18 protein-coding genes are annotated in these 19,880 nt (G+C 68.4%); 14 read left to right on the top strand and 4 right to left on the bottom strand.

Annotation, left to right across the window (positions count from 1 at the left end):
* Positions 1–90: 90 nt before the first annotated feature.
* From leuS to holA, 4 genes are all read left to right on the top strand, one after another.
* The gene (gene leuS / locus D7I44_RS17335; RefSeq protein ID WP_181445632.1) at positions 91–2,649 is read left to right on the top strand and encodes a leucine--tRNA ligase; all 2,559 of its coding nucleotides are present in this window, start codon (positions 91–93) and stop codon (positions 2,647–2,649) included.
* 96 nt (positions 2,650–2,745) lie between these two features.
* Positions 2,746–3,414 (top strand): helix-hairpin-helix domain-containing protein, encoded by a 669-nt coding sequence (locus tag D7I44_RS17330; protein WP_245979791.1) that lies wholly within the window; start codon positions 2,746–2,748, stop codon positions 3,412–3,414.
* Entirely contained in the window at positions 3,411–5,768 is a 2,358-nt protein-coding gene (locus tag D7I44_RS17325) for a ComEC/Rec2 family competence protein (protein WP_120790627.1), read from the top strand. The genes D7I44_RS17330 and D7I44_RS17325 overlap by 4 nt, the downstream gene beginning before the upstream one ends.
* Entirely contained in the window at positions 5,737–6,813 is a 1,077-nt protein-coding gene (gene holA / locus D7I44_RS17320; protein WP_120790626.1) for a DNA polymerase III subunit delta, read from the top strand. Before D7I44_RS17325 ends, holA begins: the two co-directional genes overlap by 32 nt.
* Positions 6,814–6,858: 45 nt before the next feature.
* On the opposite strand, the gene rpsT is transcribed toward holA, so the two are convergent.
* Positions 6,859–7,119 (bottom strand): 30S ribosomal protein S20, encoded by a 261-nt coding sequence (gene rpsT / locus D7I44_RS17315; RefSeq protein WP_120790625.1) that lies wholly within the window; start codon positions 7,117–7,119, stop codon positions 6,859–6,861.
* A 148-nt stretch (positions 7,120–7,267) separates the two neighbouring features.
* On the opposite strand from rpsT, the gene D7I44_RS17310 reads away from it, so the two are divergent.
* From D7I44_RS17310 to hemW, 4 genes are read left to right on the top strand one after another with little or no spacing between them, the layout of a single operon-like run.
* Positions 7,268–8,410: a pyridoxal phosphate-dependent aminotransferase gene (locus D7I44_RS17310; protein WP_120790624.1), complete on the top strand. Its 1,143-nt coding sequence runs from the start codon at positions 7,268–7,270 to the stop codon at positions 8,408–8,410.
* Between the two features lie 16 nt (positions 8,411–8,426).
* A complete protein-coding gene (lepA, locus tag D7I44_RS17305) occupies positions 8,427–10,280 on the top strand; it encodes a translation elongation factor 4 (RefSeq protein ID WP_120790623.1) in 1,854 nt (617 codons plus the stop codon).
* Complete coding sequence (locus D7I44_RS17300) at positions 10,277–10,939, top strand: DUF1990 domain-containing protein (RefSeq protein WP_245979784.1); 663 nt, start codon at positions 10,277–10,279, stop codon at positions 10,937–10,939. Before lepA ends, D7I44_RS17300 begins: the two co-directional genes overlap by 4 nt.
* Complete coding sequence (gene hemW / locus D7I44_RS17295) at positions 10,929–12,152, top strand: radical SAM family heme chaperone HemW (RefSeq protein WP_120790622.1); 1,224 nt, start codon at positions 10,929–10,931, stop codon at positions 12,150–12,152. The genes D7I44_RS17300 and hemW overlap by 11 nt, the downstream gene beginning before the upstream one ends.
* Here the strand turns inward: hemW and D7I44_RS17290 are convergent.
* From D7I44_RS17290 to D7I44_RS18345, 3 genes are all read right to left on the bottom strand, one after another.
* The gene (locus tag D7I44_RS17290) at positions 12,145–12,516 is read right to left on the bottom strand and encodes a DUF4870 domain-containing protein (protein WP_120790621.1); all 372 of its coding nucleotides are present in this window, start codon (positions 12,514–12,516) and stop codon (positions 12,145–12,147) included. The two genes, hemW and D7I44_RS17290, sit on opposite strands and share 8 nt — an antisense overlap.
* A 94-nt stretch (positions 12,517–12,610) precedes the next feature.
* Positions 12,611–13,087: a hypothetical protein gene (locus tag D7I44_RS18350; protein ID WP_162940349.1), complete on the bottom strand. Its 477-nt coding sequence runs from the start codon at positions 13,085–13,087 to the stop codon at positions 12,611–12,613.
* Between the two features lie 11 nt (positions 13,088–13,098).
* Positions 13,099–14,154, bottom strand: coding sequence for a hypothetical protein (locus D7I44_RS18345; protein ID WP_162940348.1), 1,056 nt, complete (start codon positions 14,152–14,154; stop codon positions 13,099–13,101).
* Positions 14,155–15,059: 905 nt separating this feature from the next.
* Between D7I44_RS18345 and hrcA the strand changes: the two genes are divergently transcribed.
* Genes hrcA through ybeY form a run of 6 tightly spaced genes read left to right on the top strand, consistent with a single transcriptional unit; the run spans position 15,060 to position 19,877 of the window.
* Positions 15,060–16,103: a heat-inducible transcriptional repressor HrcA gene (hrcA, locus tag D7I44_RS17285; RefSeq protein ID WP_120790620.1), complete on the top strand. Its 1,044-nt coding sequence runs from the start codon at positions 15,060–15,062 to the stop codon at positions 16,101–16,103.
* Between the two features lie 23 nt (positions 16,104–16,126).
* A complete protein-coding gene (dnaJ, locus tag D7I44_RS17280) occupies positions 16,127–17,236 on the top strand; it encodes a molecular chaperone DnaJ (protein ID WP_120790619.1) in 1,110 nt (369 codons plus the stop codon).
* A gap of 6 nt (positions 17,237–17,242) precedes the next feature.
* Entirely contained in the window at positions 17,243–17,971 is a 729-nt protein-coding gene (locus D7I44_RS17275) for a 16S rRNA (uracil(1498)-N(3))-methyltransferase (protein ID WP_120790618.1), read from the top strand.
* Between the two features lie 23 nt (positions 17,972–17,994).
* Positions 17,995–18,342 (top strand): histidine triad nucleotide-binding protein, encoded by a 348-nt coding sequence (locus D7I44_RS17270; RefSeq protein WP_120790617.1) that lies wholly within the window; start codon positions 17,995–17,997, stop codon positions 18,340–18,342.
* Positions 18,343–18,400: 58 nt separating this feature from the next.
* The gene (locus D7I44_RS17265) at positions 18,401–19,408 is read left to right on the top strand and encodes a PhoH family protein (protein ID WP_120791045.1); all 1,008 of its coding nucleotides are present in this window, start codon (positions 18,401–18,403) and stop codon (positions 19,406–19,408) included.
* Positions 19,409–19,415: 7 nt separating this feature from the next.
* The gene (ybeY, locus tag D7I44_RS17260) at positions 19,416–19,877 is read left to right on the top strand and encodes an rRNA maturation RNase YbeY (RefSeq protein WP_120790616.1); all 462 of its coding nucleotides are present in this window, start codon (positions 19,416–19,418) and stop codon (positions 19,875–19,877) included.
* The last annotated feature ends 3 nt before the right edge of the window (positions 19,878–19,880 follow it).

Below are 19,880 nucleotides of genomic sequence, written 5' to 3'. Positions count from 1 at the left end.
TTCGTCATGCTCCGGTAACCTTGAGTGTTGGCGCTCAGCGCCGCACCACGCAGCACGGAAGACGGGACACACGTGGCAGACGAGCAGACGGTGACGCGGGAGAGCGACGAGGCGCGCGAGGAGCGCTACGACTTCGCCGCCATCCAGGACAAATGGGCTCCCGTGTGGGAGGCCATCACGCCCTTCGCGACCGACGACCCGGCCGACAAGCGGCCGCGCAAGTACGTGCTCGACATGTTCCCGTACCCCTCCGGCGACCTGCACATGGGCCATGCAGAGGCGTTCGGCTTCGGCGACATCGTCGCCAGGTACTGGCGGCAGCAGGGCTTCAACGTGCTGCACCCGATCGGCTGGGACAGCTTCGGCCTGCCGGCCGAGAACGCCGCGATCAAGCGCGGCATCGACCCGCGCGGGTGGACGTACGACAACATCGCCCAGCAGAAGGCGAGCTTCAAGATCTATGCGCCCAGTTTCGACTGGTCGCGCGAGCTGCACACGAGCGACCCCGAGTACTACAAGTGGAACCAGTGGCTGTTCCTCAAGCTGTATGAGAAGGGCATCGCCTACCGCAAGGACGGCAGCGTCAACTGGTGCCCGAACGACCAGACCGTGCTCGCCAACGAGCAGGTCATCGACGGGCACTGCGAGCGGTGCGGCTTCCTCGTCACGAAGAAGAAGCTGACGCAGTGGTACTTCCGGGTCACCGACTACGCCGACCGCCTGCTCGACGACCTGAACCAGCTCGAGGGCACGTGGCCGACGCGCGTTCTGACGATGCAGCGGAACTGGATCGGCCGCTCCGTCGGCGCCGACGTGCGCTTCACGATCGAGGGCCGCACGGAGCCGATCCCGGTCTACACGACGCGCCCGGACACGCTGTACGGCGTGACGTTCATGGTCGTCGCGCCCGACTCCGATCTCGCGCAGGAGCTCGCGGCCGAGGCATCCGTCGAGGTGCAGGCCGAGTTCAACGCCTACCTCGAGAAGGTGCGCGGCGCGACCGAGATCGAGCGGCTGTCGACCGAGCGCGAGAAGACAGGGGTGTTCCTCGGGCGCTACGCGAAGAATCCGCTGACCGGCGAGCGCATCCCGATCTGGTCTGCCGACTACGTGCTCGCCGAATACGGCCACGGCGCGATCATGGCGGTGCCCGCTCACGATCAGCGCGACCTCGACTTCGCGCGCACCTTCGGCCTGCCTGTGAAGGTCGTTGTCGACGTGAACGCCCCCGTGACCGGCGCGATCCCCGTGATCACGGGCGACGATGTGCCCGACGAGCTGCCCCCCGTGCTGCCGGACCCCGCGCAGACCGGCGAAGCGCTCGCCGGTGTCGGGCGCCTGATCAACTCGGGCCCGTTCGACGGGCTGAGCAAGAACACGGCGATCACCAAGGTCACCGAGGCGCTCGCGCAGTCCGGCATCGGCGGGGCGGCCAAGAACTACCGCCTGCGCGACTGGCTGATCTCGCGCCAGCGCTACTGGGGCACGCCGATCCCGATCATCCATTGCGCGGAGTGCGGCGAGGTGCCGGTGCCCGAGGACCAGCTGCCGGTCGTGCTGCCGGACGCCGCGGGGCTCGACCTGCGCCCGAAGGGCTCCAGCCCGCTGGGTGCTGCCGAGGACTGGGTGAACGTCGACTGCCCGAAGTGCGGTGGCCCCGCCAAGCGCGACAGCGACACGATGGACACTTTCGTCGACTCGTCGTGGTACTTCCTGCGCTTCCTGTCGGCGAACGACGACGCCCGCGCCTTCGACCCGGCAGAGGCCGGCAAGTGGGCGCCCGTCGACCAGTACGTCGGCGGCGTCGAGCACGCGATCCTGCACCTGCTGTACGCGCGGTTCATCACCAAGGTGCTGTTCGACCAAGGCTACGTCGACTTCACAGAGCCCTTCATGTCGCTGCTGAACCAGGGCCAGGTGCTCATGGACGGCTCGGCGATGAGCAAGAGCAAGGGCAACCTGGTCGAGTTCGCCTCGCAGCTGCGCGAGTATGGCGCCGACGCGCTGCGCGTCACGATGGCGTTCGCCGGGCCGCCCGAGGACGACATCGACTGGGCCGACGTCTCGGTGACGGGTTCGTCGAAGTTCCTGGCGCGCGCCTGGCGCGTGGCGCGCGACGTCACGTCGTCGCCCGACGCGATCTGGAAGGACGGCGACCTCGCTCTGCGGAAGCAGACACACCGGTTCCTCGCGGACGCCCCCGGGCTCGTCGAGTCGTTCAAGTTCAACGTGGTGGTCGCCCGCCTCATCGAGCTCGTGAACGCGACCCGCAAGGCGATCGACTCGGGCCCCGGCCCCGCCGACCCCGCTGTGCGCGAGGCGGCCGAGGTCGTGGCGATGTCGCTGAACCTGTTCGCTCCGTACACCGCCGAGGACATGTGGCAGCTGCTCGGATACGAGCCGACCGTGGCGAACGTGCAGTGGCGCAAGGCCGACCAGACGCTGCTCGTCGAGGACACCGTGACCGCGATCGTGCAGGTCAACGGCAAGGTGCGCGACAGGTTCGATGTGCCGGCGAAGATCGGCGCCGACGAGCTCGAGCAGCTCGCGCGCGCCTCGGCCGCGGTTGCCCGTGCGGTGGGCGAGCAGAAGATCGTCAACGTGATCGTGCGCGCACCCAAGCTCGTCAACATCGCGACCAAGCCGTAGAGGTCTTCCCCAGCACACGCTGCGGCTCGTGCCAGGCATCCCCAATACGGATGCCTGGCACGCTGCTGCTCCCGCGGCGGCCCCTAGCCTCGCCGGGTGAGCGAAACCGCACAGGAGCCGGAAGAGGCACTGGCCGCCTCGGCTCGCGTCGGCCCGCGGTGGCGCGTCGGGCTCGGCGCGGCCGTGGCGCTGCTCGTTCTCGGCGTCGCGGTCGCGGTGGTCGCCGGCCTCGTCTCCGGCGGCGGGGGAGCACAGCCTCTCGCCGAGCCGGCGCCGTCACCGGATGTGGGCATAACGCCTGCGTCGCCGAAACCGATGGCTGCGGCACCCGTCGTCGTGCATGTGCTCGGGCAGGTGAACCGGCCGGGGGTGTACGAGCTGTCCGACGGCGCCCGCGTGATCGACGCAGTCGGCGCCGCCGGCGGGTTCGCCGCTGAGGCGGATCAGAACGGGGTGAACCTGGCACAGATGCTCGTCGATGGCCAGCAGGTGGACATTCCGAAACCGGGGGAGGTGCCGCCGGCTGCGCCGGCGGACTCCACAGCCACCGGCAGCGGACCCGGACCCGACGCGAAGGTCGACCTCAACACGGCCACGTTGGAACAGCTTGAGACCCTGCCGCGCGTCGGCCCGGCGATGGCGCAGCGCATCGTCGACTGGCGCACGCAGAACGGGAAGTTCGCGTCCGTCGACGATCTGAAGAACGTCACGGGTATCGGCGACAAGACCTTCGCCGATCTCAAGGACCTGGTCGTGGTGCGGTGAGGCGCCGCGGACTCGACTTGCGGCTCGTGCCGCCTGCGGCCGCCGCGTGGGCGACGGCGGGCGTGCTCGTCGCCCGGCCGGAGGCAGGGTGGTGGTGCGCGGCGGTCTCAGGGCTCCTTGCCGTCGCGGCTGTCGTGATCGGATTCCGCGGCCGCCGCCGTCTCGCCGGCAGTGCGGCGCTGACCATCGCCGCGATCGGGCTGGCGGCCGCTGCGACCGCGGTCGCCGCGCCGCTGCGTCACCCGCCCGAGCTCGACGAGCGTGCGAGCGGGCACTCCGTCGCTGTTCTCGCGACAGTCGACTCGGGCACTCGCGCCGCTGCGGGCGCACCCTTCGGCGGCGGCGATCGGGTGAGCTTTCACGCCACTGCGGTCGAAGTCGACGTGGGCCGCGCGCACATCGGCGGGCGCATCCCGGTTCTCGTGTACTCGATGCGCGGCGCGCACGAGCCGCGCATCGGCGAGCGGGTGCACATGTCGGGAACGGCGAAAACCTCGGCACCCGAAGACGACGTGGCGCTCACCCTGTATGCGGACTCCTGGCGGGAGGAGGCGCCGCCACCCGCCTGGCTCGGGTGGGCCGACGGCTTGCGCACCCGCTTCGGCACGGCGACCGCGCAGCTGCCTGGGGATGGCGGCGAACTCCTGCCAGGGCTCGTCATCGGCGACGAGACCCGCGTCGGCGCCGACCTGGACGCGAGCATGAAGGCGGCGTCGCTCAGCCACCTCACGGCGGTGTCCGGCTCGAACTGCGCCGTGATCATCGCCGGGCTGCTCGCGCTCGCGGCTGCGGTCGGCCTGCCGCGCGGGTGGCGCGTCGTGGCGGCGCTCGTGGGGCTCGCAGGGTTCGTCGTCCTCGTGACTCCCGGCGCGAGCGTGCTGCGCGCGGCCGTGATGGCCTCCATCGTCGTGCTGGGCACCGCGCTCGGGCGCCCGGGCCGCGCGCTCCCGGCGCTCGCTCTCGCCGTGCTGGTGCTGCTCATGCAGAATCCGTGGCTCGCCCGCGACTACGGCTTCGCGCTGTCTGTCGTCGCGACTGCCGCGTTGCTCGTGCTCGCGCCGCCGCTCGCGGCCCGGCTCGAACGCTGGTTGCCGCGCTGGCTCGCTCTCGGCCTCTCCGTCCCGATCGCCGCCCAGCTCGCCTGTCAGCCGGTGCTCGTGCTGCTGAATCCCACCGTTCCGGTCTACGGCGTGGTCGCCAATGTGCTGGCCGAGCCGGCTGCGCCGGTCGCGACCGTGATCGGGTTGATCGGATGCCTGCTGGTGCCGCTGTCGACCGCCTTCGCGGCACCGCTCCTGTGGGCGGCGTGGGCGCCCGCAGCCTGGATCGCCGGCATCGCCCGCACCTCCACAACGCTTCCCGCGGCAGCGCTTCCCTGGCCGGCCGGCATCGCGGGATTCGGCCTCGCCGTCGTGCTCACGGTCGCGGTCGTCGTGGTCATCGCTCGGCCGAGCACGGCACGCGGCCGCCGGGCGCGAGGCGCGGTCGCCGGGGCATCCGCCCTGCTGATCGTCGTCGCGCTCGCTCTGCAGGCCGGGCCTGCCGTCGCCGCACGCGCCACGACGCCGCGCGACTGGGTGGTCGGGTTGTGCGACATCGGTCAGGGGGACGCCATCGTTCTGCACGACGGCGCGAGCTATGGGCTCATCGACACCGGGCCCGAGCCGAAGGCGCTGACGGCGTGCATGCGCCAGCTCGGCATCCGCCGTCTCGATCTGCTCGTGCTCACGCATTACGACGCCGATCACGTCGGCGGCCTCGGCGCCGTGGCGGGCATGGTCAGCACCGCGGTCATCGGCACGCCGCCGCCGGGCGATGCCGCGGCCGACCGCCGCGTCGACGAGCTGCATCGGCACGGCGTGTCCACCCGCTTCGGGCAGCGCGGCGATGAGGGCTCGCTCGGCGGCCTGCGCTGGCAGGTGCTCTGGCCGGACGGAGCCCACCCGGACATGTCGACGAGCAACGAGGGCGGCGTGACGCTCGAGGTCGAAGGCCATGGCATCCGCATGCTCTTCCTCGCCGACCTCGATGAGAAGGCGCAGGACGCGATCTTGGCCGAGGGCGCCCTGCCCCGTATCGACATCGTGAAGGTCGCCCATCATGGCTCGGCGGACCAGAGCGCCCGACTCTACGGCCTGATCCGCGCGAGGCTCGGCCTGATCTCCTGCGGTCTCGGCAACTCATACGGCCACCCGACCGCCAAGCTGCTCGGGCTGCTGCGAGCGGCCGGCACCCAACCCGCTCGCACCGACCTCGAGGGCATGGTGCTGGTGACTGCTCACGCCGGTTCCCTCGCACTGTGGACCCACAAGAAGGCGGCGGATGCCGCGCTGTGGACGCCTGCGCGGCGATGACGGCGCCCGCCGGCCGGTAGGCTCGAAGAGGCAAGGAGGACGAGTGGCCGCGAAGACCGCCATCCCGCAGTTGAGCTGGGCGCAGGTGCGCCCGGCGCCTGTGGTGCTCGTCTCCGGCACCGAGACGGTGCTGGCCGACCGGGCGATCCGCCTGCTGCGCGACCGGCTCAAAGAAGCAGACCCGAGCCTCGAGGTCAGCGACATCGATGCCGCCGATTACGCTCCGGGTGAGCTGGTCACGTTCGCGAGCCCGTCGCTGTTCGGCGAACCACGGCTGATTCGCGCCAGCAACGTCGAGAAGGCCTCTGACGCGTTCATCCTTGAGACCCTCGACTATCTCGCCGCTCCCGACGAGGGCGCAGTGCTCGTGCTTCGCCACGGCGGGGGAGTGCGGGGGAAGAAGCTGCTCGACGAGCTCCGCTCCGGCCGCGGCGATGGGGTCGAGATCGTGTGCGCCGAGCTCAAGCGCGACTCCGACAAGTTCGACTTCGCCCGCGACGAGTTCCGGCGGGCCGGCAAGAAGATCACTCCGCCCGCGTTGCGCGCCGTCGTCTCCGCGTTCGCCGACGACCTCGCCGAGCTCGCGTCCGCCTGTCAGCAGCTGATCAGCGACACGGCAGCCGAGATCGACGAGAAGATCGTCGACAGCTACTACGGCGGCCGCGTCGAAGTGAACTCGTTCGCCGTCGCCGACGCGGCGATCGCCGGGCGGTATGGCGAGGCGCTGGTCACTCTGCGGCACGCTCTCGCAAGCGGCGCCGACCCGGTTCCGATGGTCGCGGCCTTCGCGAGCAAGGTGCGCACCATGGCGAAGCTCAAGGGGTCCCGCGGCGCAGACGGCCAGCTCGCGAGCCGATTCGGCCTCTCGCCGTGGCAGGTGAAGCGCGCCCGCGAAGAACTGCAGGGCTGGGACGAGAAGGGTCTCGCCGTCGCGGTCCAGGCCCTCGCCGCGGCCGACGCCGAGGTGAAGGGCGGCGGCCGCGACCCGGTGTTCGCGCTCGAGAGACTCGTGCGCATCGTCGCAGCGAAAGGCCGGCAGGCATAGAAAAAGGCCCCGCCTCGGCGGGGCCTTGATCGTGGAGCAGGCTGCTTACAGGGTGGCGACCAGCTTGGCCAGGCCCGACTTGCGGTTCGCGGCCTGGTTCTTGTGGATGACGCCCTTGCTCACGGCCTTGTCGAGCTTCTTCGACGCGGTCTTGAGCGCGGCAGCCGCCTTGTCGGCGTCGCCGGCGGCGACGGCGGTGCGGGTCGCGCGAACGGCGGTCTTGAGCTCGCTCTTGATGGCCTTGTTGCGCTCTTCGGCCTTGCGGTTGGTCTTGATGCGCTTGAGCTGCGACTTGATGTTTGCCACTGATGTGCTCTTTCGGTTGAACGGACTGATAAAAAGCCACCAGGTGGTAGAGGGGCACCGGCGGCGATTCGCACGCGTGTGGGACACGTGCGCAAGCCAAGGACCAATGCTACCAGAGTGCCCTGGTCGCCCGGATAACCTCGAGGGCATGCCAGAGCTCGCGCGCCACATCGCCTCGGTCCCCGCCTCAGGAATCCGCCGCGTCTTCGAGGCCGCGCATCACCTGCCCGATGTGATCATGCTCGCGATCGGCGAGCCCGACGCCGAGCCCGCGCCGCACATCGCGGCGGCGGCCATGCGCGCCTGGGCGGACGGGTTCACCGACTACACGCCGAACGGCGGCGTCCTCGAGTTCCGCGAGGCGGTCGTCGACAAGCTCTCGCGGGTCAACGGCATCGATGTCGGCGTCGATCAGGTCTGGAGCACGATCGGCGCCACCCAGGCGCTCTACCAGGCGCAGGGTCTCGTGCTCGACCCGGCCGACGAGATCCTGGTGCCGGACCCCGGCTACACGACGTTCACGATGGCTGCGCGCATGCACAGCGCGGTCCCGGTGCGCTACGGCTTGAAGGCAGAGAGCGGATTCCTGCCGCAGATCGCCGACCTCGAGGCGCTCGTCACCCCGCGGACCCGGGCGCTGCTCGTCAACTCGCCGTCGAACCCGCTCGGCGTGGTCTTTCCAGAGCAGACCCTGCGCGACGTGCTCGCGTTCGCCGCGCGGCACGACCTCTGGGTCATCAGTGACGAGGTCTACGAGTACTTCGCGCACGGCGCGCCGCACGTCTCGATCGCAAGCCTCGACCGGGACGACCGGGTGCTGTCGGTGTTCTCGCTGTCGAAGACGTACGCCATGACCGGCATCCGCGCCGGCTATCTCGTCACCCCACCGGGCTTCGGCGACGAGCTGCGGCGTGTGCAGGAAGGGTCGATCAGCTGCATCAACGCGCCGGCGCAGTATGCGGCCGTCGCGGCGCTGACCGGCCCGCAGGATGCCGTGACCGATGCCGCCGCGCACTACCGCGACAATGTGGCGCGGGCGACAGCGCTGCTGCGCGAGCGCGGCATCCGCCACTACGAGCCGCAGGGCGCCTTCTATCTCTGGATCGATGTGTCGCACGCCTCCGGCGGCGACGTGCAGGCCTGGGCCGAGCGCTTCGTCACCGAGCAGCGTGTGGCCGTCGCGCCCGGCAGCGCCTTCGGCCCGTCGGGTGAGGGCTGGATCCGCGTGTGCGCCGCGAGCCCTACTTCCGACCTGCTCGAGGGGCTGAGCCGCCTTCCATCCGTGGTCTGAGAGAATCGTCGGTGACATGTCACCACGAGCCCAGACGGCCCTCCAGCCCGCAGCGACCGACCCGGCACGCATCCGCAATTTCTGCATCATCGCGCACATCGACCACGGCAAGTCGACCCTGGCCGATCGGATGCTGCAGCTGACCGGCATCGTGCAGGACCGGGACATGCGCGCGCAGTACCTCGACCGCATGGACATCGAGCGCGAGCGCGGCATCACGATCAAGAGCCAGGCGGTGCGGATGCCGTGGGAGCGCGACGGCGAGACCTTCGCGCTCAACATGATCGACACCCCTGGGCACGTCGACTTCACCTACGAGGTGTCCCGCTCGCTCGCCGCGTGCGAGGGCGCGATCCTGCTCGTCGACGCCGCGCAGGGCATCGAGGCGCAGACGCTCGCGAATCTGTACCTCGCGCTCGAGAACGACCTCGAGATCATCCCGGTGCTCAACAAGATCGATCTGCCTGCGGCCGACCCCGAGAAGTATGCTGCGGAGCTCGCGAATCTGATCGGCGGCAGCCCCGATGACGTGCTGCGCGTCTCGGGCAAGACCGGCCAGGGCGTCGACGTGCTGCTCGACCGGGTCGTCGAGCGCATCCCGGCGCCGAAGGGCGACGCATCCGCTCCCGCCCGCGCCATGATCTTCGACTCGGTCTACGACGCGTACCGCGGTGTCGTCACCTATGTGCGCATGGTCGACGGCAAGCTGACCCCTCGCCAGCGGATCCAGATGATGTCGACGCGCGCGACGCACGAGCTGCTCGAGATCGGCGTCTCATCGCCCGAGCCGACGCCCACCAAGGGGCTCGGCGTCGGCGAGGTCGGCTACCTGATCACCGGTGTGAAGGACGTGCGCCAGTCGAAGGTCGGCGACACCGTGACCGATGCGGTGAAACCGGCCAAGGACGCGCTCGCGGGCTACACCGACCCGAAGCCGATGGTGTTCTCCGGCCTGTACCCGATCGACGCGAGCGACTACCCCGAGCTGCGCGAGGCGCTCGACAAGCTGAAGCTGTCGGATGCCGCGCTGAACTACGAGCCCGAGACGTCGGTGGCCCTCGGCTTCGGGTTCCGCTGCGGTTTCCTCGGCCTGCTGCACCTCGAGATCGTGACGGAGCGCCTCGAGCGCGAGTTCGGCCTCGACATCATCACGACGGCCCCGAGCGTGATCTACGAGGTGACGACGGAGGACAAGAAGACCGTCACCGTCACGAACCCCTCCGAGTTCCCGACGGGGAAGATCGACACGGTTCGCGAGCCGATGGTGCGCGCCGCGATCCTCGCGCCGAAGGACTACGTCGGCACGATCATGGACCTCTGCCAGTCGCGCCGCGGTGCCCTGATCGGTATGGACTACCTCAGCGAGGACCGCGTCGAGATCAAGTACACGATGCCCCTCGGCGAGATCGTCTTCGACTTCTTCGACCAGCTGAAGAGCCGCACGCAGGGCTACGCGAGCCTCGACTACGAGCCCGCCGGCGAGCAGGAGGCCGACCTGGTGAAGGTCGACATCCTGCTGCAGGGCGAGCAGGTCGACGCGTTCAGCGCGATCGTGCATCGCGAGAAGGCGTACGCGTACGGCGTGCTCATGACCGGGCGCCTGAAGGAGCTCATCCCTCGCCAGCAGTTCGAAGTGCCTGTGCAGGCGGCCATCGGGGCACGTATCATCGCCCGCGAGTCGATCCGCGCGATGCGCAAGGACGTGCTCGCCAAGTGCTATGGCGGTGACATCACCCGCAAGCGCAAGCTGCTCGAGAAGCAGAAGGAGGGCAAGAAGCGCATGAAGATGGTCGGCCGCGTCGAGGTCCCGCAGGAAGCATTCATCGCCGCCCTATCCGGAGATACGGAGCGCAAGGAGAAGGACAAGTGAGCGCCCAGCGCCGCGGCCGCGAGGGGGCGCCGGAGTCCCCGGTGACCTACGGCGCGATCGGCGGCACGCAGGCGCTCGACCTGCTGCAGTACCCGCCGCCCGGCTTCAAGCCGATGGAGCGCAGCGTGCGCCTCGGCAGCGGCGACGAGCGCTGGGAGACCTCGAAGGCCGCCCTCATGTCGTGGGGCGTGCAGCGCGGCGCGGGCCTCAAGGTGACGCACGTCGACCTCGGCACGGGCGAGCAGTACGCCGGCATCCGCTACAGCGAAGACGGCACGCCGGTCGGCATGCGCGAGGCGGGCGGCGCCGAGGCGGTCTACAACGACGAGGGCGAGCCGCTCATCTCGAACGGCATGTCGGCCGTGCTCAAGACCAAGGTCGGCCCGATCACCGTCGACGCGCCGGTGCGCGTGGTCTACGTCATCGACGACCCGAAGCGCGTCGGCTTCGCCTACGGGACCTTGCAGGGGCACCCGCAGAGCGGCGAAGAGGCGTTCATCCTCGAGCACCGCGACGACGACTCCGTCTGGCTCACCGTGCGCAGCTTCTCGCGCGCCTCATCCTTCGGCTGGCGTCTGCTGACGCCCGTCGCGAGCAGTGTGCGCAAGGACATCACGGCGAAGTACCTGCGCGCGCTGCATCCGATCAATGCCGCCTAGCGCCCTTCCCCTCGGCGACCCGGCCCCTGCCGACGGCCTGCTTCCCGCGCAGGCCTCCGTCGGCGCGCACGCGCGCGACTTCGGCGTCTACCTGCACGTGCCGTTCTGCCGCGTGCGGTGCGGCTACTGCGATTTCAACACGTACACCGCGAGCGAGCTGCGCGGCGTGAGGCAGACGGATTACGCGGACCAGGCGATCGCCGAGGTCGAACTCGCCGCCCGGGTGCTCGAGGGCTCCGGCCTTCCGGCGCGCCCCGCTGCGACGGTGTTCTTCGGCGGCGGAACACCGACCCTGCTGCCCCCCGGCGATCTCGGCCGCATGCTCGCCGCCGTGCGCGACACCTGGGGTCTCGCGCTTGACGCCGAGGTGACGACCGAAGCGAACCCCGACTCGGTCGACGCGGCCGCACTCCAATCCCTCGCCGCAGCGGGCTTCACCCGCGTGAGCTTCGGCATGCAGTCCGCCGTGCCCAGCGTGCTCGCGACCCTCGAGCGCACGCACGACCCCGAGCGTGTTCCTCTCGTCGTCGAGTGGGCGCGCGACGCAGGCCTCGACGTCAGCCTCGATCTGATCTACGGCACGCCGGGGGAGACCATCGACGACTGGCGCCGTTCGCTCGACGCCGCCCTGGCGACGCAGCCCGATCACCTCAGCGCCTACGCGCTGATCGTGGAGGAGGGCACCAAGCTCGCCCGGCAGATCCGCCGCGGCGAGGTGGCGGAGCCGGACGACGACCTGACGGCCGACATGTACGAGACCGCCGATGCCACGTTCGCCGCCGCCGGCTACGGCTGGTACGAGGTGTCGAACTGGGCGAAGGGGCCGCAGCACCGTTCGCGGCACAACCTCGGCTACTGGCGCGGCGCCGACTGGTGGGGCATCGGCCCCGGCGCGCACAGCCACATCGGCGGGGTGCGCTGGTGGAACGTCAAGCACCCCGCGGCGTACGCGCAGCGCGTGCTCGCGGGGGAGTCGCCCGCGGCCGGCCGCGAGACCCTCGACGACGAGACGCGTCGCGTCGAGGACGTGCTGCTCAAGGTCCGCATCGTCGAGGGGCTGCCCGCCGCCGAGCTCGACGCCGACGCACGGCACGAGATCGCCGGGCTCATCGCCGAGGGGCTGATCGACGGCGCGGCCGCGATCAGCGGAAGCATCCGCCTCACCCTGCGCGGCCGCCTGCTCGCCGACGCGGTCGTGCGCCGGCTTACTTGAAAAACCTGATCGCGAGCGGGTAGTAGTACGGCTCGCCCCGGTTGGCCGCGAGTGCGCCCAGGATGCTGAAGATGATGTTCACGATCCAGATCGCCGCGAGCAGGAAGAACCCGATGATCGCGAGAGTGAGGATGAGCCCGATGATCTCGGCGATCACGAGGGTGATCTGGAAGTTGAGCGTCGTCGTCGCGTGCTGCCGGATGAACGGACCGCGGTCCTTGAAGACGACGTAGACGACGATCGCGCCGATGAGCCCGGCGAACAGGCCGCCGGTGATCAGGTTGAGGCCGCCCGCGATGACGTGCACGAGGATCGCCCACGTGCGCTCTTCGTCGGCTCGCAGGGGCGGGGGCGTGTACGACATCGGGTGCGTCCTTTAGCTTGTTGCGAATTTTTCCCCGTTAGCTTGACACAGACTAAACGGCCGGGGGCGACTGTCGGGCTCGTCGGCCAGCTACTCACCAGTTCACCAGGTTAACTACCGCAAATGGCACGCCCAATTGGCCCATTGAGAGCCACGTGCATCCCAAGGTCGAGGAGAGCCTCGGCATGGTCCGAAGCGACGGATAAAGGGATCCACTGACCGCACCGATCACAGCGCCGCATACCAATCCGAATATCCATGCCGCTGCGCTCCCGTCGACCAGTAGGCCCACGATAGCGAAAGGAATTGCCAAAAAACTTCCACCCGTAGCGAAAACAAACGCACGACCAACAGGCGGTGGCGCCACGGGGGCTATCAACGACTCAAGTTTCACGGCACCAAATGTGAGAACAATCCCGAGAACGTCCAAATATGCAAAATAGACCAAAATGCTGACCGGATTAATCGCGATGCTAGGCAGGGCGCCCATGAAGGCAATCAATGCGGCGCCGGTGAGCACAGAGCACATCATCGGCCAGATCGCGACCGCCTTTGTCTCTTGAGTGCTCACCGGCTCCTTCCTCATCGTGACTGCGACGTAATGATGTCGTCCGGGGTGCACCCGCCAGAGAGGCAGTCAAACCCCTTATTATCGCGATTGAACATCGTTACCCAGAATTCCGAACCGGTGTTATTGAAGCGAGCGTATCCCTCATGATCGGGCACCGGCGCGCGAGAACCGACCACCTCGACAGTACCGCTTCGGTAGAAATTGATGTTTGCGTTGTACTTGATCGACCCTGCCGAGCAAAATGGGTTCCCGACGTCATGATTGAGCCGCACGCTTGCGAAGTTCCCACTATGCTGAACATTTGTGAATGTCATACCGTCAGCCGACGCTGTTTCGGTATCAACGAGGACACCATCGTCGTACTTTGTCGAAGCATTTACATACTTGCCGAGATAGAAATCATATGGAGACGGGTTATCCCAGTTGACGTTGACAAACATTTGAGTACGGTAGTCTGGTGTCTCATTTGGCGTCGAAGAATTGGGTGTCTGATATCCCCGATTATCTCCGCCGAATTGCACTCCGCCGTCTCCGATCGCCCCGCAGGAAATCGTCGCAAAGAAATCGAGATCAACTCGACTCTGAGGAATAAACGTCTTCCACACGAATGCTGTGTCATATGGCTGGTTAGTAAATGGAACAACGGATCCGTTCGAAGAGCGTTTGAGTTGGTTCCCAGCCGTCTGTATTTCTACTGTTCGGGCGCTTAGTTGTGTGGGCAGTCCGTCATCGCTCACGCCAGAAGCCGAGAGCTGGTATTCGTACTCTGTCGCGGGGGCAAGGTCTGTGTCGTGAAATGAGTCTTCGCCGCTATTGAGACGCACAAGGACGATCCCATTTCGCGATACCGCGTACTGCTCCGCTCCCGTGATCGGCGCCCAGGTTAAGGTCACTGTTGACGGAGTGACTCCGTAGGCAAACTTTGGCTTGAAGGTGCTGAAGTCTGTGGCAGACCCGTTGACCCCTTCTTCGATCGCGATTGTCCCGTCGGCGCGTACCTCGCGTGGGTCCGCGATCGGTGGCGCCGCACTCCCATCTCTTGAGTCCTGGGCGGGCAGCTCGGGCACGGTCTCAAGACTGTCTGGCGCCCCCTGAATGACAGCACTGAACGGTATACCTGAGGGCGTTTCTCCGGCCCAAGTCTGTTCTGCCTCGTCACCGGTGTGCGACAGCACTGTCACAGATCTTCCGGTTGAGTCACTCACAGCGAGAGCGAGATCGTCAATGGCCCATCGGACCCGGTCGGCGAAGCTCCAATTCCGACAGCCGCTGCAAGCAAGACGAGCGCCAGCCCGGATGAAGCTTTTCTTCGAAAGCCGAATGGAATATGCAACTCATTCCCCCCAATTGAACGATATGACCGGCGTGTGCGTCAGCCATGACAAACATATGACTCGCCTATTCCGAATGGGAAGCTTTTGTGGTGGTACCTGTCGATCTTGACCACTGTCGGCACGGGTCCGCGGAACCTCCTCGGGCAAACGAGCCCACCGCCGCTCGGGGATGTTGGCGGCGGGGACGACCGGAGCTAACCCTGTGGGGCGAAGGTCGCGCGTGCGGCTTCGATCAGCTCAGGCGGAACAGGCTCGCCCGGGTACGGGGCGATCGCTTCCAACGCGTCGTAAGCGGCCGGGCTGAATCCCATGTGCTCCGGCCGTATACACACCGGTAGCCCACAGGACGAAGTGCCTCCAGACAGTACTCCTGAGATGAGCCCGGGCGAGGCGCCAAAACTCGGCGTCCGTGATCGACAGGGGGTCCACGCGCACCGCGACAGAAGCAGGACCGTGCACGGCAACCTCATCACGCACCTTGCGAATCACGCATTCGGGGCCGAAGCCATACATCACAGCGGCGCGGCGCTTCTCTATGGAACTCATGAGTGCGTCGAAGATCGATAGAGAGCGCGACACCACTGGTATCGTTGGCACTCATAGGTCTTGAGTGCCAGTCGCGGAAGGGAGCATCGTCGATGGTTTCTGAACGTGGACTCGCGGTGCTCCGCGCCATCGTGCAGGACTACGTCTCGACGCGCGAGCCGGTCGGCTCGAAGAGCATCGTCGACAAGCACCGCTTCGGGGTCTCGGCCGCGACGATCCGCAACGACATGGCCCTGCTCGAAGACGAAGAGCTGATCGCGGCGCCCCACACCTCGTCCGGCCGTGTGCCGACCGACAAGGGCTATCGGGTGTTCGTCGACCAGCTGACCGACGTGCGGCCGCTCACCTCGGCGCAGCGCCACGCGGTCGAGATCTTCCTCGGGGCCTCGGTCGACATCGACGATGTGCTCGCGCGCACGGTGCGCGCCCTTGCGCAACTGACCCACCAGGTCGCCCTCATCCAGTACCCGTCGGTGTCTCGCGCTCGCATCCAGCATCTCGAGTTCGTGGCGCTCGCGCCCCGTCGCGTGCTCGCCGTGCTCATCGCCGACACCGGCGTCGTCGAGCAGCGAGTGGTCGAGCTCGCCGTCGATCACGACGACGCGGTGCTGCGCACCCTGCGTGACGCGGCCAACGACACGCTGGCGGGCATGCCCATGGCGGATGCCGCAACCGCGCTCCCCGCCCTCGCCGAGCGCTTCCCAGACGCCTCCCGGCCGCTCGTGACCGAGCTGCTCGCCTCGGTCGCCGGCATCATCGGCTCGACCAGGCAGGAGCGCCTGATCATGGCAGGCACCGCGAACCTGGTGCGCACCGAGCACGACTTCACCGGCAGCATCTACCCGATCATGGAGGCCATTGAAGAGCAGGTCGAGCTGCTCAAGCTCTTCGGCGAGATGGCAGCCGAGCAGCACGGTGTCGTCGGCAACCGCGACGTCAGCGTGTCGATCGGGCGCGAGAACGAGCCGTTCGGGCTCGCGGAGACGTCGGTGCTGACCACGGGCTACGGCACAGCGGGCGGCGCGATCGCGCGCCTCGGCGTGCTCGGCCCGACCCGCATGGACTATTCGACGAACATGGCCGCCGTGCGCGCCGTCGCCCGCTACCTGAGCCGTGCACTCGGCGACCAGGCCTGAACTGAACTAAGGAGCCGCCACCAGTGGCAGCAGACCACTATGAAGTCCTCGGCGTCGAGCGCGAGGCCAGCCCCGACGAGATCAAGAAGGCGTACCGCCGGCTCGCGCGCGAGCTGCATCCCGACGTGAATCCGAGCCCTGAAGCCGCTGAGCGGTTCAAGCTCGTCACGCACGCCTACGACGTGCTGTCGGACCCGAAACAGCGCGAGCAGTACGACCTCGGGCCCCAGGCGGGCCCGTTCGGCGGCGGCCAGGGCTTCGGGGGGTTCGAGGACATCTTCTCGACCTTCTTCGGCGGCGGGGGTGGCAGTCGAGGCCCGAAGTCGCGCCGCGAGCGCGGCCAGGACGCGTTGCTGCGCGTCGAGATCGATCTCGCCGACGTGATCTTCGGCGCGCATCGTGACCTCGACGTCGACACCGCCGTGCTCTGCGATCGCTGCCAGGGCTCGTGCTGTGAGCCGGGCACCCACCCGGTCACCTGCGACATCTGCAACGGCACCGGGTCGATCCAGCGCTCGGTGCGCTCGCTGCTCGGCAACGTCATGACCTCGAGCCCGTGCGGCACGTGCCGCGGCTACGGCACGATCATCGCGACGCCCTGCGTCACCTGCCAGGGCCAGGGCCGGGTGCGCGCCCGCAAGTCGATCCCGGTCGACATCCCCGCCGGAGTGGACACCGGCCTGCGCCTGCAGCTGCCGGGCCACGGCGAGGCCGGCCCCGCGGGCGGCGCAAACGGCGACCTCTACCTCGAGATCAAGGTCAAGCACGACGACGTCTTCAGCCGCGACGGCGACGACCTGCTCGCGACACTCGAGGTCTCGATGGCCGATGCGATCCTCGGGACGACGACCGAGTTCGCCGGCCTCGACGGCCAGGTCGACGTCGACGTGCACGCAGGCACCCAGAGCGCGGAGATCATCACCGTCAAGAACCGCGGCATCACGCACCTGCGCGGCAACGGCAGAGGTGACCTGCGCATCGGCATCCAGGTCGTCACACCCACCAAGCTGGGCCGAGGCGAGCGCGAGCTGATCGAGCGCTTCGCCCAGCAGTACAAGGGTGACAAGCCGCGCCTGTCCCAGTTCCAACAGGGGCTGTTCGCGAAGATCCGCGACCGGTTCTTGAACCTCTGAGCCTCCGTGGCGAACTTCTACCTGCTCGAAGAGCTCGCCGATGCGCCCGTCGGCGGCCTCGTCGAGGTGACCGGCGCCGAGGCGAAGCACATCGCCGCGGTCGCGCGCACCCGAGCGGGCGAGCGACTGCTGGTCGGCAACGGCCGCGGCCTGGTCATCGAGGGCACGGCAGAGCAGGTCACGCCGGCTGCGGTCTCGGTGCGGGTCGAGCAGGTGAGGCGAGCGGATGCCGCGAGCCCGCGCGTCCTGCTCGCACAGGCGCTCGCGAAGGGCGATCGCGACGAGCTCGCCGTTCAGGCGGCGACCGAGCTCGGCGTCGACGGGGTGATCCCGTGGCAGGCAGAGCGCTCGGTGTCGCGCTGGTCGGGCCCGAAGCTCGAGAAGGGGCGCGACCGCTGGGCCGCGATCGTCCGCGAGGCGGCGAAGCAGTCGATGCGGCCCTGGCTGCCCGAGGTCGCGGCGCTCGCGTCGACGAAGGACCTCGTCGGGCTCGCCGCGACCCACCGCGTGCTGGTGCTCGAGCCATCGGCGCGGCATCCGCTCGCCTCTGTCGTGCCTGACGCGCGCGAGCTGGTCCTCGTCGTCGGCCCTGAGGGCGGCATCGCCCCCGCCGAGCTGGCGGCGCTCGAAACCGCCGGCGCCGAATCCGTGCGCCTCGGCGACACCGTGCTGCGCACCTCGACGGCGGGCCCTGCTGCCATCGCCGTGCTCAACGCGGCCCTCGGCCGCTGGTGACCGCTGATCTCTAGACTGAGAGCATGAGCGAATCCCCGTCGGTCTTCTCGCGCATCATCGCGGGCGAGATCCCCGCAGACGTCGTCTACGACTCTGAGCGCGTGATCGCCTTCAAAGACATCGCGCCGCAGGCCCCCGTTCATCTGCTCGTCGTCCCGAAGACCGAGGAGTACGCGAACGTGGGCGAGCTTGCCGCGGGCGACCCCGAGCTGCTGGCCGAGGTCGTCGAGACGGCGCAACGGCTTGCAGACGAGCACGCCGACGGCGACTTCCGCCTCGTCTTCAACACCGGCCCCGGCGCCGGGCAGACCGTGTTCCACGTGCACGCGCACGTTCTCGCCGGCGGTCTCACGGAAGGATCCCTTGTCTGATCAGCCCGCATCCGATCCTCGGCAGGCCGAGGCGCACCTCGAGGTCGACGGCGTCGCGATGGTCCGCCTGCTCGGGCCGCAGGACCGGCTGCTGAGCACGCTCGAGAAGCAGTATCCAGCCGTGCAGGTGCACGTGCGCGGCAACGAGCTCACCCTCGCAGGCGACCCCGAGCAGGTCGCGAGCGCGCGCACGCTCGTCGAAGAGCTCATCGCCCTCGTCAAGAACGGCCACGACCTGCACCCGGCCGAGGTGAGCCGCGGCCGCCAGATGGTCGACGCCGGCCTCAGCCCGAGCGCGGTGCTCGGCGAGTCGATCCTGCAGGTGCGGGGCAAGACGATCCGGCCGATGACGCCTGGGCAGGCCGACTACGTGCACGCGATCGACGACAACACCATCGTCTTCGGCATCGGCCCTGCGGGAACGGGCAAGACCTACCTCGCGATGGCGAAGGCCGTGCAGGCGCTGCAGCGCAAGGAGGTCGACCGGATCATCCTGTCGCGGCCCGCCATCGAGGCGGGGGAGCGGCTCGGCTACCTGCCGGGCACGCTGACCGACAAGATCGACCCGTACCTGCGCCCGCTCTACGACGCGCTCAACGAGATGCTGGATCCCGAGCTCGTGCCCAAGCTGCTCGCAGCGGGCACCATCGAGGTCGCGCCGCTCGCCTACATGCGCGGCCGCACACTCAACTCGTCGTTCGTCGTGCTCGACGAGGCGCAGAACACGACGCCGGAGCAGATGAAGATGTTCCTCACGCGCCTCGGGTTCGGCTCGCGCATGGTGATCACGGGGGATGTCACGCAGATCGACCTTCCCGCAGGCGCCTCCGGCCTGCGCCTCGTCACCCGCGTGCTGAAGGACATCGACGACATCGAGTTCTCATACCTGACGAGCGCAGACGTCGTGCGGCACAGCCTCGTCGGCCGCATCGTCGACGCGTACACCGAATACGACCAGAAGCAGCAGGCGCAGCATTTCGAGCGCGAGCAGGCGCGCGACTTCGCGAACCGTGCGGAGCGGCGCGCAGCCGACCCCAATCTCCGACCCCGCCGCCCCAAGAACTGAGCGACACATGACCATCGAGGTAAACAACGAGTCCACGATCGCGGTCGACGAGGCCGCCCTGCAGCGGCTGGCCGCCTATGCGCTCGACGCCATGCATGTGAGCCCGGAGGCCGAGCTCGCGATCCTGCTGGTCGACGAGGCCGCCATGGAGCAGCTGCACGTGCAGTGGATGGACGAGCCGGGCCCGACGGATGTGCTGAGCTTCCCGATGGACGAGCTGCGCCCAGGCACCGAGGACCAGCCGAGCCCCCCAGGCCTGCTCGGCGACGTCGTGCTCTGCCCGCAGGTCGCGCAGACACAGGCTGACAACGCGGGCCACGGCGTGCAGGAGGAGCTGCAGCTGCTGACCGCCCACGGCATCCTGCACCTGCTCGGCTTCGACCACGCGGATCCCGCTGAGGAGCGCGAGATGTTCGGGATCCAGCGCGACATCCTCGTGGGGTTCGCCCTGCAGGAACGGCGCCGGTAGGCG

It is taken from the genome of Gryllotalpicola protaetiae (assembly GCF_003627055.1).
Lineage (GTDB): Bacteria > Actinomycetota > Actinomycetes > Actinomycetales > Microbacteriaceae > Gryllotalpicola > Gryllotalpicola protaetiae.
The sequence above is the reverse complement of the archived record's forward strand: the minus strand, read 5'-3'. Positions and strand labels throughout refer to the sequence as shown.

Coding starts and splice junctions, on each gene's coding strand:
- holA (WP_120790626.1), top strand. CDS start 5,737: ATGCCGCGCTGTGGACGCCTGCGCGGCGATGACGGCGCCCGCCGGCCG.
- D7I44_RS17310 (WP_120790624.1), top strand. CDS start 7,268: ATGCCAGAGCTCGCGCGCCACATCGCCTCGGTCCCCGCCTCAGGAATC.
- lepA (WP_120790623.1), top strand. CDS start 8,427: ATGTCACCACGAGCCCAGACGGCCCTCCAGCCCGCAGCGACCGACCCG.
- hemW (WP_120790622.1), top strand. CDS start 10,929: ATGCCGCCTAGCGCCCTTCCCCTCGGCGACCCGGCCCCTGCCGACGGC.
- D7I44_RS17290 (WP_120790621.1), bottom strand. CDS start 12,516: ATGTCGTACACGCCCCCGCCCCTGCGAGCCGACGAAGAGCGCACGTGG.
- hrcA (WP_120790620.1), top strand. CDS start 15,060: ATGGTTTCTGAACGTGGACTCGCGGTGCTCCGCGCCATCGTGCAGGAC.
- D7I44_RS17270 (WP_120790617.1), top strand. CDS start 17,995: ATGAGCGAATCCCCGTCGGTCTTCTCGCGCATCATCGCGGGCGAGATC.
- D7I44_RS17265 (WP_120791045.1), top strand. CDS start 18,401: ATGGTCCGCCTGCTCGGGCCGCAGGACCGGCTGCTGAGCACGCTCGAG.
- ybeY (WP_120790616.1), top strand. CDS start 19,416: ATGACCATCGAGGTAAACAACGAGTCCACGATCGCGGTCGACGAGGCC.